Source organism: Streptomyces sp. NPDC097640, from assembly GCF_040302705.1.
Lineage (GTDB): Bacteria > Actinomycetota > Actinomycetes > Streptomycetales > Streptomycetaceae > Streptomyces.
Genome location: NZ_JBEOSB010000003.1, coordinates 240,997 through 254,287 on the forward strand (window position 1 = coordinate 240,997; position 13,291 = coordinate 254,287).

13 protein-coding genes are annotated in these 13,291 nt (G+C 73.2%); 3 read left to right on the forward strand and 10 right to left on the reverse strand.

Going from position 1 to position 13,291, the window contains the following annotated elements; genetic code table 11:
* Positions 1 to 92 precede the first annotated feature (92 nt).
* The 8 genes from ABTY62_RS05485 to ABTY62_RS05520 all read right to left on the reverse strand — a co-directional run bounded on the left by ABTY62_RS05485 (position 93) and on the right by ABTY62_RS05520 (position 7,502).
* Positions 93 to 875 (reverse strand): SDR family NAD(P)-dependent oxidoreductase, encoded by a 783-nt coding sequence (locus tag ABTY62_RS05485; protein WP_352128060.1) that lies wholly within the window; start codon positions 873 to 875, stop codon positions 93 to 95.
* An 88-nt stretch (positions 876 to 963) separates the two neighbouring features.
* Positions 964 to 2,040 (reverse strand): ATP-binding protein, encoded by a 1,077-nt coding sequence (locus ABTY62_RS05490; protein ID WP_352128062.1) that lies wholly within the window; start codon positions 2,038 to 2,040, stop codon positions 964 to 966.
* Between the two features lie 22 nt (positions 2,041 to 2,062).
* Entirely contained in the window at positions 2,063 to 2,383 is a 321-nt protein-coding gene (locus ABTY62_RS05495; protein ID WP_311726364.1) for a hypothetical protein, read from the reverse strand.
* Positions 2,380 to 2,934, reverse strand: a complete 555-nt coding sequence (locus ABTY62_RS05500; protein WP_352128063.1) for a hypothetical protein — start codon at positions 2,932 to 2,934, stop codon at positions 2,380 to 2,382. Before ABTY62_RS05500 ends, ABTY62_RS05495 begins: the two co-directional genes overlap by 4 nt.
* A 199-nt stretch (positions 2,935 to 3,133) precedes the next feature.
* Entirely contained in the window at positions 3,134 to 4,084 is a 951-nt protein-coding gene (locus ABTY62_RS05505) for a response regulator transcription factor (protein WP_352128064.1), read from the reverse strand.
* Between the two features lie 37 nt (positions 4,085 to 4,121).
* On the reverse strand, positions 4,122 to 5,399 hold the full coding sequence (locus tag ABTY62_RS05510) for a sensor histidine kinase (protein WP_352128065.1): 1,278 nt from the start codon (positions 5,397 to 5,399) through the stop codon (positions 4,122 to 4,124).
* Positions 5,400 to 5,760: 361 nt separating this feature from the next.
* Positions 5,761 to 6,597: an ABC transporter permease gene (locus ABTY62_RS05515; RefSeq protein ID WP_352128066.1), complete on the reverse strand. Its 837-nt coding sequence runs from the start codon at positions 6,595 to 6,597 to the stop codon at positions 5,761 to 5,763.
* Positions 6,594 to 7,502: an ABC transporter ATP-binding protein gene (locus tag ABTY62_RS05520; RefSeq protein ID WP_352128067.1), complete on the reverse strand. Its 909-nt coding sequence runs from the start codon at positions 7,500 to 7,502 to the stop codon at positions 6,594 to 6,596. The genes ABTY62_RS05515 and ABTY62_RS05520 overlap by 4 nt, the downstream gene beginning before the upstream one ends.
* 134 nt (positions 7,503 to 7,636) lie before the next feature.
* Between ABTY62_RS05520 and ABTY62_RS05525 the strand changes: the two genes are divergently transcribed.
* Positions 7,637 to 8,860 carry a sensor histidine kinase gene (locus tag ABTY62_RS05525; protein ID WP_352128068.1) on the forward strand — a complete coding sequence of 408 codons (1,224 nt, stop codon included), beginning with the start codon at positions 7,637 to 7,639 and terminating at the stop codon, positions 8,858 to 8,860.
* Complete coding sequence (locus ABTY62_RS05530; RefSeq protein WP_352128069.1) at positions 8,857 to 9,519, forward strand: response regulator; 663 nt, start codon at positions 8,857 to 8,859, stop codon at positions 9,517 to 9,519. The genes ABTY62_RS05525 and ABTY62_RS05530 overlap by 4 nt, the downstream gene beginning before the upstream one ends.
* Before the next feature lie 86 nt (positions 9,520 to 9,605).
* On the opposite strand, the gene ABTY62_RS05535 is transcribed toward ABTY62_RS05530, so the two are convergent.
* Entirely contained in the window at positions 9,606 to 10,091 is a 486-nt protein-coding gene (locus tag ABTY62_RS05535; protein WP_352128070.1) for a carboxymuconolactone decarboxylase family protein, read from the reverse strand.
* 198 nt (positions 10,092 to 10,289) lie between these two features.
* Here ABTY62_RS05535 and ABTY62_RS05540 point away from each other — a divergent pair, with 198 nt between their 5' ends.
* Complete coding sequence (locus tag ABTY62_RS05540) at positions 10,290 to 11,201, forward strand: RNA polymerase sigma-70 factor (protein ID WP_352128071.1); 912 nt, start codon at positions 10,290 to 10,292, stop codon at positions 11,199 to 11,201.
* Between the two features lie 42 nt (positions 11,202 to 11,243).
* On the opposite strand, the gene ABTY62_RS05545 is transcribed toward ABTY62_RS05540, so the two are convergent.
* On the reverse strand, positions 11,244 to 13,277 hold the full coding sequence (locus tag ABTY62_RS05545; protein ID WP_352128072.1) for a glycoside hydrolase family 31 protein: 2,034 nt from the start codon (positions 13,275 to 13,277) through the stop codon (positions 11,244 to 11,246).
* Between the last annotated feature and the right edge of the window lie 14 nt (positions 13,278 to 13,291).

Here is a 13,291-nt window from a genome sequence, read left to right on the forward strand (position 1 = left end):
CCCACCCCGCCCCTTCCCGAAACTGGGGCGGAGCCCCAGTTTCGGGAAGGGGCGGGGTGGGGAAAAGCTCCGCCGGACAGGGCCCAGCCCCGTCACTCCCCCCTGAAGGCGTCCCACAGGCCCAGGTTGCTGGTCAGCAGGCCGCCGTCGACGGGGAGGGTGACGCCGGTGATCCAGGCGGCGTCGGTGGAGGCCAGGAAGGTGATGGCGGCGGCGATGTCCGCGGGTTCGCCGACGCGGCCCAGGGGGTAGACGCGGGCGGCCCGGTCGAGGACATCCTCCCGGCCGTCCCAGTTGGGGGTGCGGACGGTGCCGGGAGCGACCAGGTTGACGCGGACGCCGCGGCGGGCGGCGTGCCCGGCGAGGGTGCGGGTGAGGCTGGCCAGGCCCGCCTTGGCGGCGCTGTAGGCGTGGTTGCCGAAGTCCTGCTCGCCGTTGACCGAGCCGACGTTGACGATCGCACCCCGGCCGCCCGCCGCCGCCAGGTGGGGCAGCGCGGCGCGGGCGCAGCGGAAGGCGCCGGTGAGGGTGATGTCGAGGTCCTGGTGCCACCCGTCGTCCGGCTGGTCCTCGAACAGCGGGGTGTCGGGGGTGCAGGACAGGGCGTTGTTGACGAGTACGTCGAGCGCGCCGAAGCACTCCACGGCGTGCGCGACGGCGGCCTCCACCGCCGTACGGTCGGCGACGTCGCAGGCCAGCGACTCGGCCTCGGCGCCGTCGGCCCGTATCGCCGCGGCCGCCTTCGCGGCCCGCTCGCCGTCGAGATCGGTGATCAGCACCCGGGCGCCCTCGGCGGCGAAGCGGCGGGCGGTGGCCTCGCCGATGCCGCGGCCCGCTCCGGTGAGTACGACCGAATAGCCCTCGAACCGCCGCAACTTCCGCTCCTTCCGCCGAGCACCTCGACGCGCCACGCCCGGTGGCGGGGCGCCGTCATGGTCACTGCCCGGCCGGGGGCGTGCGCAGTCATCCCGGGGGCGCCGGGGGCGGCGCCGGGCGCTCGGGTCGGCTCGCCCTGACCCGTTCCAGCGCGTCCAGCAGATCGGCCTGGCCGACCCGCCCCCGCCCCGTCAGCAGCGCCTCCGCCGCCGCGTCGATCACCGCGCGGCGGATGTCCCGCCCGGTGACATCGCCGACCGCGGCGAGCGCCTCCGGGGAGACGTCGCCGGCCTGGGGCAGCGTCCCGGGCAGATGGCGGCGCCAGATCGCGGCGCGGGCCGCCTCGTCGGGGCGCGGGAAGCGGACGTGCCAGACGCGGCTGTCGAAGGCGGTGTCGTAGCTGGACACCAGGTTGGTGGCGAACACCGCGAGGCCCTCGAACCGGTCGAGCGCGGTGAGCAGTTCGCTGCGCATGGCGTTCACCGCGTGCTCGGAGCCGTGGCCGGCGGTCTCGAAGCGGGCGGACATCAGCCCGTCCGCCTCGTCGAGGAAGAGCACCGCGCCCTGGGCCGCGGCGGCGTGGAAGAGCGCGTCCAGGTTCTTGGGGCCCTCCCCGTGGTACTTGCTCTCCAGCTGCGAGGCGCGGGCGGCGAGCAGGGGGCGGCCCAGCCGGTCCGCGATGGCGTGGGCGGCCATCGTCTTGCCGGTGCCGGGCGGGCCTTCGAGGTTCACCGCCGAGCTGGGGTGCGGCTGGATGGTCCGCAGCCCCCAGTCGTCGAACAGGGTCCGGCGCCGCTCCACGATGTGGATCGCGCGCAGCAGTTGTTCCATCGTCCGGCCGGGGAGCACCAGCCGGTCGAAGGTGTACAGCGGGGCGGTGGCCGTGAAGTCCTGCGCGCGCTCCGCCACCGAGGGGCTGTCCGCCGCCATCGGCTCGGCCTTCGCGGGTGGCCGGGCCGCGGGCCGGTTGGTGACGGTGACGGTGAGCGGCTCCGGTCCGTGGTGGCCGCCGAAGGCGTCCACGGCGGCGATCAGCCGGCTGCGCAGCAGGGCCGCCTCGACCTCGTCGGTGCCGCCGGGGATGCCGCTGACCGCGAAGGCGGGGCGCGGCGTCGGCCCGCCGGGCCATCCGGGGTGGCTCTCGGGCCTGCTGTTCCACTTCACTGCGGTCCTCCTCTCGGTCGCCTCAGCCCCACACGGCGACCTGGTGGGTCCGGTGGGCGCCGCGCACCCGCTCGTCGGCCCGCTCGCCCTTGACGCGGCGGCTCTCCACGAACTGCTCGCGCGCGGTGTCGAACACGCCCTGGATGTAGCTGACCTTGCCGTCGCGGATGGACTCCGCGACGGTGACGCAGCGCAGGTCGGTGTCGAGCTGGAGCCGCTCGCTGCGGGCCCGGAACCAGTCGGCGAGGTATTCGATGGTCACGATCACGACGTAGACCACCGCGACGGCGCCCAGCCCGCCGAGCCCGAGGAGGACGGTCGCCAGCAGACTCAGCACGGTCACGCCCCTCCCTGGAAGACGATCAGGTCCGCGTCGCCGAAGGCGGCCGCCAGCTCCTCGTCCAGGCGCTGGGCCCGGCAGACCCAGACCGGCGCCTCGGCCTGCTCGGCGCGGTGCAGCGGGGTGCCGTCGGCGTCCAGGTAGAAGGTCTGGACGAGGTATTCGCGGCCCCTGCGCCGCCGGAGCACCGCGCCCCCCGCCGCCTCCGGCACCGTGGCGCGGTTGCGCACCAGGAAGGCCACCACGTCGGAGTAGCCGAGGACCGGGTGGCGCGGCAGCCGCTTGGCGACGAGGCCGCTCCTGGCCTCGTCGACCCGGTCGCCCAGCTCCATGAGCCGGACGATCCGGCGGAGCATCCGGTCCGCGGTGTCCAGCAGCCGGTCGCCCTGCGCCGCCGCGCCTATCAACCCGCCAGCCGTCCCGCCCGCCGCCCCGCTCGCCGCCCCGACCGCGGCCCCGCCCGGCACCGCGCCCGTCAGCCCGCTGGGCGCCCTGCTCGTCGTCCCGCGCCTCACCCCGCGCGGCGTCCCCCGGACCGCCTGATCGTCGGACATGTGTGTCTCCCCCCGGCTCCCCGGACCCCCGCACCCCGCGGGGGCCTGTCTCGATGCTCCTCGCCGCGCCTGTCACTCTTCGTCCCCCGGGAGGGCGGGTAATCGCGCCCTCCCTTGTCGTCCTCCGATACGACAGAGCCCGGCTCGGATGGGACGGAATCCGACGCGCCGCACCGGGCCGGTCGGGCCGCCGGGCCGGTCACCGCTCGGCCGTGAGCCTCCGGGGCGGGTGCGCGCCCAGCGCGTTGAGCCTGCGCAGCAGCAGGTCGGGGTTGGTGTGCCGGGAGCACACGAACATCGCGAACATCATCCGGACATCGGCGGGCTTCGAGCTGATCCCGCAGGCCGTCATCGCCCGGTCGATCTGCGTCTTGACAGTCGAGACCTTCACGTTCAGCGCGGCCGCGGTCTCCTCGTACGAGTAGCCGTCCGCGTACCACTCCAGCACCCGGACCTGGCCCTCGCTCAGGCCCGCCGCCCAGTCGGAGAACACCACGGGCTCGCGGGGCGGCGACTGTTCGGCCGACGCGGCCATGTAGAGCGCGTCCAGCAGGGTGAGCTGGCCGAGACCGGCCTGGACGCACTGCTGCCGGAACTCGGACAGGTCCTTGCGGTACTGGTCCTCCTCGACGCCCAGCTCCTCCAGGATCCACGGCACGCGCCCGCCCCGCGCCGTCTTGAACAGCACCTCGGCGAGATACGGCGGGAGGGTCAGCCCGCACTCGCGCACCGCCGTCTCCAGTGCGTCGGCCAGGTGGGGCTTGAGCCAGTCCGGGTGGTAGCGGGCGTCCCAGACCGCGTTGGCCAGCACGGCGGGCCCCACCGTCTTGCCGAACACCGCCTTCGCCCCGCACACCCAGGGGGCCACCCGCTGGCGCCACTGCTCGGCGGCGGTGCACACGACGACGTCGGAGCGGCGCACCAGTTCGGCGAACTCCTCGGCCGTCGCCACGCCCATCAGGTCGGCCACGCACACGTCGTACTCCGCGCCGCTGATGCGCAGCTTTCTGACCGAGTCGACCTCGCTGACCACGGTGAGCCTGGGGTCGTCGTTCAGCGCCTCCACCAGGCCGCGTCTGGTCATCTCGTGGTCCTCGACCACCGCCACCTGGAGTGGCTGCCGGTCGTCCCGTTCCGCTTCGAACGCCATGCGGATGCCCCCTTGTTCTGCTCGCTCGACATGTGCGCTACGCCTTCTTCCGGGCGGGCGACGCGATGGGGAGGGTGAGCGTCACCTGCGTGAGCCCGCTGACCGACCGCACCCGCAGCGCCCCGCCCCGCTCCCGCAGCAGCCGCTCGTGGACCGCGAGCGACCGCATCCGGGCCACCCCGCCCGCCAGCACCTCGGGCGGGAACCCGGCGCCGTGGTCGGTGACCACCAGCTCCACCGCCTCGCGGGCGTCACCGCTCTCCCCGCCCGCGATCACATCCACATGCAGCACCGCGTCGCGCACCCGCGCGCTGCGCGGCACATTGATCAGCAGCGCCCGCAGGGCGGGCTCCAGCAGCTCCACCTCGGCGGGCTGGATCCGGGCCGCCGCCTCGACCACGCGGTCAGGGATGATCGGCTCCACGGTCAGCCGGTCGTTGGTGGCCAGCGCGACCTGCCGGTGCACCATGCCGATCAGCGGCACCGACTCGCTGAACCGCCCGGTGGCGATGAAGGTGGCCAGCCGCTCCCGGGCCACCACCGCGGACCTGCGCAGCGAGTCGAGCTGCCCGGGGTCGGTGATGTCGACCCGCTGGAAGGCGTTGAGGGTGTGCCCGAGGTGGTTGTGCAGCTCGATGGCGAGCAGCCGCCGCTGTTCCTGCTCGTGCAGCTGGAGACTCATGTCGCCGAGGTCGGCGGAGAGTTGCAGCAGGAAGATGCCGCCGCGCCGGATGAGATAGGCCAGCGCCACATACCCGGTGAGCCCGATCAGCACATCGGGGTGGCCCAGCGCCGACGGGTCGCCCAGCGCGATGACCGCGGCGTACGAGGCGGCGATGGCGGCCGTGCCCCCGACGAGCACGCGCAGCCGCTGGCCGAGGGCCGAGCCGACGCCAGCGCCGGAGATCTGCTCGGTGGTCAGGACCAGCAGCGGGGCCATGTCGGCGGCCCGGTTCTGCCCCACGACCAGGGCGCAGGCCCATAAGAAGACGACGGCGGAGCCCAGTTCGACGGCCGCCGCGGTGGAGTCGTACACCGTCGGCCCCTGCGCCGCGGCTCCGCCGGGCGGCGCCGCTCCGCCGGGCGCCGCCGTCCCGGCGGGCGGTGCCGCGTCCGGCTCCCCTCCGGCGTCCCGCGCGAGGAGGCGCCGGTGGTTGCGGAAGATGTGCTGGGCGAACCACAGGGACTCGGCCAGCACCGCGAGCAGCAGCACCAGCGCCCGCCCGGCGTGCCGGGTGTGCCCGGCGATGCCGGGCACGGTCACGGCCAGCTGGATGCCGTGCATCAGCCGGAAGATCAGCAGGATGCGGAGCATCTGCCATTCCATGTCGCGCCACGCCAGCCGGTGCCGATGGACCGACGACCCGGCGCCCGGCCGCGCCCGCCGGTACGAGACCTTCACACCGGGCGCACGACGCCCCTCCTCCGGCCGCGAAGGCGACCGTCCCCGTCGCAGAACCACGCGGTTCCCCCGCTTCCCCCGAACCCCCCTGCTCCCGGCGGTCACACCGCCCGCGAGGGCGCCGACCAGCCGGAAGGCCTTCCAGTGTGGGGAAGCAAGAGCCGCTGGCATAGGGACCCTTGGCCCCTGGAACCCGCTTGTGCGGGCGCTGGACGGCGCATGGGGTCAGCAGGGGGCGTACGGCGCGCTCACCGCGCGCCGGTGACACCTCCGCTCACTGATCGCGCCGGTGCACACCGACGACGGAGATGGCGGCCGCGGCCACCGCCCACACCGCGTAGACGGTCCAGGCTCCCCCGATCGTCCACGGGTAGTGCAGCGGGCGGTAATCGATGGTCACCAGCCGACGCCACGCCTGGTAGAGCGTGTCGTGAGAGGCGGTCGCCGACCAGCGGCGGCCGTCGGTGAACACCAGCGGCAGCACCAGGAGAACCAGGACGGAGGCGATCATGGTGCCCGCTGTCTGCCGGACCACCGTGCCCAGCGCCAGGCCGACGAGCGCGCACAGCGGCGCGAGGAGCGCGGAGGCCACCACGACACGCAGCGCGCCGGGGTCGCCGAGCGAGACGCCCGCGCCCCGCTGATCAAGGATCGCCTGGGTCGCGGCGAACGAGACCCCCGCGACGAACGCGCCGAACACGGCCGCGACCACCGCGACCACCACCGCCTTGGCCGCCATCACCGAACGCCGCGCCGGAACGGCCGCGAACGTCGTACGGATGGTGCCCGACGCGTACTCCCCCACGATCGCCATGGCACCGAGGGCGCCGAGGGCGAGCATCATGACGATGGCGGCATTGGAGGTGAACGCCTCGTCCAGCGGCATCCCGGCCCGGACGAAGCCCTCCGGGCCGTCCGGGTTCTGCTGACCCCAGTAGCGGTAGGTGTCATAGGCGGTGCCGACGTTGAACGCGACGACGGCCAGGGCGGTCGCCCCGTACCCGAACCAGGTCGAGCGCAGCGACCGTAGCTTGATCCACTCGGCGGCGACCAGATCGCCGAACCGGGGGCGGGGCTCGGCGGCACGAAGGTACACGGCGGTCGCGGTCATCGGGACTCCCCCGTGAGGTACTGGACGCTGTCGGCGGTGAGTTCCATGAACGCCTCTTCCAGCGAGGCGGACCGGGCGCTGAGGTGGTGCAGCGGAACGCCGTTGGCCTGAGCGAGTTCCCCGATCCGGGCCGCACCCAGACCGGTCACGGTCAGCGTCTCACCGTCCGTGCGCACCGCCGCGCCCTCGGCCGTGAGCACGTCCCGCAGGACGGTGGCGGCGGGCGTGCGCACCTCGACGCTCTGCCGGGTGCCGCGGGCCGAGAACTCCTCGAGGCTCTCCGCCGCGATCAGCTCGCCCCGGCCGATGACGATCAACTGATCGGCGGTGTGCTCCATCTCGGACATCAGATGGCTGGAGACGAACACGGTGCGCCCCTCTGCGGCCAGCCCCCGGAACAGCTCGCGCACCCACTTCACGCCCTCCGGGTCCAGTCCGTTGAGCGGCTCGTCGAAGAGCAGCACCGGCGCGTCGCCGAGCAGCGCGGACGCGATGCCGAGCCGCTGCTTCATGCCGAGCGAGAAGCCGCCGATGCGGCGCCGGGCGACCTTGGCGAGGCCGACCTGCTCCAGCACCTCGTCGACCCGGCGCCGCGGGATGCGGTTGCCGCGCGCCAGGGCGGACAGATGCGCCACCGCGCTGCGTCCGCCGTGCACCTCCTGCGCGTCCAGCAGCGAGCCGACGTGGCGCAGCCCGCGGGGGCGGGAGGCGAAGGGGCGGCCCTCGACGGTGACGGTGCCGCCGGTGGGCTCGTGCAGGCCGAGGATCATCCGCAGCGTGGTGCTCTTGCCCGCGCCGTTCGGCCCCAGGAACCCGGTCACCTGCCCGGGGTCCACGGTGAAGGTCAGGTCCTTGACGGCGGTCGTGCCGCCGTATCGCTTGGTGAGTCGGTTGACTTCGATCACGGGGGCAACGGTGCCGGTGGACGGCCCCGCGCGTCGTCGGCCCAGCGCCGACAATCGCCGGGCGGCGTTGTCGACCCTGGTTGTACAGCCACGGTCCGATGTCCGGCCGCAGGCCCCGCGGTTACTATCCCGCCATGTCCGCCTCTCTGCCTCTCCCGCTGCTCAAGCGCATATCGCCGGGCCTGTGGGTGGGGCTGGTGTGGTTCGCGGCGGCGCTGGACCCCATCGTGAAGTACGTCCTGATGCCCCCGCGGCAGATGTACTCGCTCAGCTACCCCCGGCAGGGCCTGGACCCGCTGTCCGCCAAGCTGCTGCTCGCCCTCGCCTTCGCCCTGGTCCTGGCCGGATGTGCGCTGCTGCGCCGCAGGACTTCGCTGGGGTACGGGCTGCTGCTGGCCGGCACGCTCGCCTCGACGCTGGCATGGCGCCAGGACAAGATCCCGCCCATTCAGTACCTGGGGGTGGACGTCGCCCTCGCTTACGTCGCGGCCGTCCGGCCCCGGCGGTCCTCGCTCAACGCGGCCGCGGCGGCACTGGCCACGCTGCCCTGCTACGTCCTCCTGAGGCAGGGCCTCGGCATCCACGACGGCGGTGTCGCCCCCGAGCCGTACATCGCCCTGACCGTGGTGATCGGCTGGCTCCTCGGCAACTCGGTGCGCCAGTCCCGGCTCCACACCGAGGAGTTGCACGCCCAGGCCGCCGCCCAGGCCGTCACCGCCGAGCGGCTGCGGATCGCCCGCGAGATGCATGACACGGTGGCCCACAGCATCGGCATCATCGCCCTCCAGTCCGGCGCCGCCGCCCGGGTCATCGAAACCCAGCCGGACAAGGCCCGCGAGGCGATGCTCGCCGTGGAGAGGACGGGCCGCGAAACGCTGTCCGGGCTGCGGCGGATGCTGGGCGCGCTGCGCGAGGCGGACCGGGAGCCCGCGCCGTCCCCGCTGCGGCCGGCCGCGGGCCTCGCGGACGTGGAGCGGCTGGTCACGACCACGACCGCCGCCGGGGTCCGCGTCGAGGTGTGGTGGCAGGGCAGGCGCCGCCCGCTGCCCGCGGACATCGACCTCGCGGCGTTCCGGATCATCCAGGAGTCGGTGACCAATGTCGTACGGCACTCGGGCGCCGGCTCCTGCCGGGTGAGCGTCGACTACAGCGAGGACGAGCTGGCCATCGAGGTCCGCGACCGCGGCACGGGCACCGGCGCGGACGCCGGGCACGACACGGGATACGGCCTGGTCGGCATGCGCGAGCGGGTCGCCCTGCTGCACGGCGACTTCACCGCCGGGCCCCGGCGCGGCGGCGGCTTCCTGGTGACGGCCCGACTGCCGCTCACGACGAAGGCGGAGGCCGCAGCCGGATGACCGTCCAAGTCCTCCTCGCCGACGACCAGCCCCTCGTCCGCGCCGCCCTGCGGATGGTCATCACCGACACCCCGGACCTCAAGGTCGTCGCCGAGGCCGGGGACGGCGCCGAAGCGGTCCGGCTGACCGCGGAACTCGCCCCGGACGTCGTGGTGATGGACATCCGGATGCCCGGCACGGACGGCATCGAGGCCACCCGGCTGATCACCACGGGCCCCGGCGAGACCCGCGTGGTCGTCCTGACGACCTTCGACGACGACGATTACGTCTACGGGGCGCTGCGCGCCGGGGCCTCCGGGTTCCTGGTCAAGGACATGGCCCTGGACGACATCCTCGCCGCGGTCCGCGTCGTCGCCGCCGGGGACGCGCTGATCGCCCCGGCCGTCACCCGCCGCCTGATCAAGGAGTTCGCCGCCCGCCCCGCGGCCACACCCCCGCGGCGGGCGGAGCTCGGCGGCATCACCGACCGGGAGCGCGAGGTGCTGACCCTGGTCGGCAGCGGCCTGTCCAACGCCGAGATCGCCGACCGGCTGTGCATCAGCATCGCCACCGCCAAGACCTATCTGACCCGGCTGCTCGCCAAGCTCGACGCCCGCGACCGGGTGCAGCTGGTGATCCTCGCCTACGAGGCGGGCCTGGTGGCGCCGTCGGGGGGCTAGAGGCGACCATCCACAACCGCACAGCCGAGTCGGCCCGGCCCGGCCCGGAGCGACGGTTCCGGGCCGGGCCGTGGTGCGGCTGCCGGTCAGTTCGCCATGTCGGCGAACACGCCGGGCTGGTAGGAACCGCCCGGGTTGCGCAGGATCACGCCGAGCCGGTTGGCCGCGTTGATCGTGGCGACCAGGTAGACCAGGGCCGCGGTCTGGTCGTCGTCGTAGTGCTCGCGCACCTGGGCCCAGGTCTGGTCGGAGACGCCGAGGTTGGCGTCGGCGAGCCGGGTGCCCTCTTCGACGAGGGCCAGCGCGGCGCGCTCGGCCTCGGTGAACACGGTGGACTCGCGCCAGGCGGCGACCAGGTTGAGCCGCACCGCGGTCTCCCCGGCGGCCGCGGCGTCCTTGGTGTGGAAGTCCAGGCAGAAGCCGCAGCCGTTGATCTGGCTGGCGCGCATCATCACCAGCTCCTGGGTGGCCCGGGGCAGCGACGACTGCTGGATCGCCAGGCTCACGTTGTAGAACCGCTTGCTGATCTTGGCGCCGAGCTCGTTGGCCATCAGGTCGAAACGGGGTTCCATGGCTTGGTCCTCATCTGTTGTATGGCTCGCCGCGCGGATCGTTCGCGCGGCGTCCGACGCACACGAGATGCCGCCGCCCCCATCCCTGTGACGCCCCGGCCGTGTGACCTGCGCCACCACATCCGGGTGTCACAAAACGGTGGTGACCGGCGTCTCGTGCGTGTGGAACAGTCGAGAACGAACAGGCGGGAGCCGACCTTGAGCGAGCGCAGCGAGCCGACGGAGGACACGGCGGACTCCTCCGTGGAGTCGGCGACCAAGGCGTTCGTCGCCCACCGCAACCTGCTGTTCACCATCGCCTACGAGATGCTCGGCTCGGTCGCCGACACCGAGGACGTCCTCCAGGAGACCTGGCTGCGGTGGGCGGACGTGGACCTCGGCACCGTGCGGAATCAGCGCGCCTTCCTGGTCCGCATCACCACCCGCCAGGCGCTCGGCCGGCTGCGTACGCTCCGCCGCCGCAAGGAGTCCTACGTCGGCCCCTGGCTGCCCGAGCCGCTGCTGACCGCCCCGGACGTGGCCGAGGACGTCGAGTTGGCCGACAGCGTCTCGATGGCGATGCTGCTGGTGCTGGAGACGCTCACCCCGACCGAGCGGGCGGTGTTCGTGCTGCGCGAGGTGTTCGACGTGGACTATGACGAGATCGCCGAAGCCGTCGACAAGAGCCCCGCAGCGGTCCGTCAGATCGCCCACCGGGCGCGGAGCCACGTCGCGGCCCGCCGGCCGCGCGGAGCGGTGTCCGCGGCCGAGACCCGCGACGCGCTCCAGGCGTTCCAGCAGGCGGTCAGGACCGGCGATCTGCGGCACCTGCTCGACCTTCTCGCGCCGGACGTCGTCCTGCTGGGCGACGGTGGCGGCGTCGTCCAGGCCGCGCTGGTGCCCGTCGTGGGGGCCGACCAGGTGGCCCGTGTGCTGGGCAGGGTCGCCGCCTCGGCCGTGCTGGAACCGGCACAGGTCAACGGCTACCCGGCGCTGATCCTCCGCCTCGGCGACGGGATCGACACCGTCCTCGCGGTGCGCCTCGACGACGGCCTCATCACCGGGCTCTACGCCGTGCGCAACCCCGAGAAGCTGTCGCGCATGGAACGCGAGACCGCCCTGCGCCGCTGAGCCGGGCCTTCGGCCGGGGCCGCCGTGCGACGCCGCGCGCGTTCATCCGGCCACGGGCAGTTGTGCGCTGTCGCGCAACAGCAGCGGAATGCGGTCGATCGGGGCGTCGAGTGTGGGCCGCGTACCGCCCTCGTACACGGTGCCCGTCCAGGCACACCGCCAGCGGGCGCCGGCCGGCAGGTGTACCTCGCGGCGGGTGGCACCGGCCTCGGTGACGGGGGCGACCATCAGGTCGGGGCCGAGCAGATACTGATCGGCCACGGTCCAGGCCGTCTCGTCCTCGGGAAACTCGAGGAACAGCGGGCGCATCGGGGGCAGGCCCTCACGGGCGGCGGTGGCCATCTGTTCGGCGATGTACGGGCGGAGCCGTTCGCGCAGCTCCAGGTAACCGCGCATGATGTCGTACGCCTCCTCGCCGTACGACCACACCTCGTTGGGGCCGCCGGTCATCTCGCCGCCCAGCGGCAGCCACGGCAGCCGGAAGCCGTGCAGCCGGAATATCGGGCACAGCGCGCCGAACTGGAACCAGCGGATGAGGACTTCACGGTACGCGGGGTCGTCGGGGTCCCCGCCGTGGAAGCCGCCGATGTCGGTGGTCCACCAGGGGATCCCGGACAGACCGATGTTGAGGCCCGCCGCGATCTGGGCGCGCAGGGCGGCGAAGTCGGTGCCGATGTCGCCGGACCACACGGCGGTGCCGTAACGCTGGCTGCCCGCCCAGGCGGAGCGGGAGAACGACATGCCGTCCGTGTTGCCGGAGGCGGCCATGCCCTCGTGGAAGAGGCGGGCGTTCTCCCGGGGGTAGAGATTGGCCACCTCCTGGCCGTGGCCCGCGTGGTAGCGGAGATTGGCCGGGTGGCCCGGCTTCATCTCGGGCTCGCAGGCGTCGAGCCACCACAGGTTGATGCCCAGCCGCTGATAGTTCTCCTGGACCTTGGACCACACGTATGCGCGGGTCTCGGGGTTCGTCGGATCGTAGAAGGAGACCATGACGCGGTGGTCGGCGCCCTTGTCGACCCAGGTGGCGTGGGCCGCGGTGCCGTACTCGTTGGCCGCGAACAGGCCGCGGCGCTCCAGTTCGTCGTAGTTCTCGCTCGAGCGGTTGACCGAGGGCCAGATGGACACCATCAGCTTGACGCCGAGCTCGTCCAGTTCCCGGACCATGGCGGCCGGGTCGGGCCACTCCGCCGGGTCGAACTTCCAGTCGCCCAGCCGCGTCCAGTGGAAGAAGTCGGCGACGACCACGGACATCGGCAGGCCCCGGCGCTTGTGCTCGCGGACGACGTCCAGGAGTTCCCGCTGGGTGCGGTAGCGCAGCTTGCACTGCCAGAACCCGGTGGCCCAGTCGGGAAACGCGGGGGCGTGACCGGTGGCGTCGGCATAGGAGCGGAGGATGTCGGCGGGCTGGTCGCCCGCGGTGATCCAGTAGTCGATCTGGCGGGCGCTGTCGGCCACCCACCGGGTGCCGGTGCGCACCATTTCGACCCGGCCGACGGCGGGGCTGTTCCACAGCAGGCCGTAGCCACGGTTGGAGAGCACGAACGGGATCGTGATCTCCGTGTTGCGCTGCACCAGGTCGATGACGGTGCCCTTCTGGTCGAGCAGCCCGTGCTGGCGCTGCCCGAGGCCGTACAGCCGCTCTCCTTCGTACGCCGTGAAGTTCTGTTCGAGGCGGTGGTAGCCGTGCCCGGTCGGCATGTGGACACGGCTTCCGGGCCACCAGAAGTGTGCGGGGCGCTCCGCGAGCAGCTCCGCACCGTCCGCGGTACGCACGAAGCGCAGCATGCCCTCGGCGGTCAGCTCCGCGGTGATACGGCCGTTGACCAGGCGCGCGCAGGGAACGGCGTCGGCGGGTGAACCGAGTCCGTTCTTGAAGACGGTCAGACCGGTCAGATCCGGGACGGTGATCTCGGCCGTGGTGCCGGGGTGCTCCAGCAGGGCGCCGGGGATGTCGTCGCGCACGGGGCCCAGGGCCGCCCGTACGCGGACGGAGTCCGGCCCCCAGGGCTCGATGCGCAGCGACTCGTGACCGCCGCGCCACTCCAGGGCGCCGTCGTGTTCCCGGAAAGTGTTCAACGTACTGCTCCAGT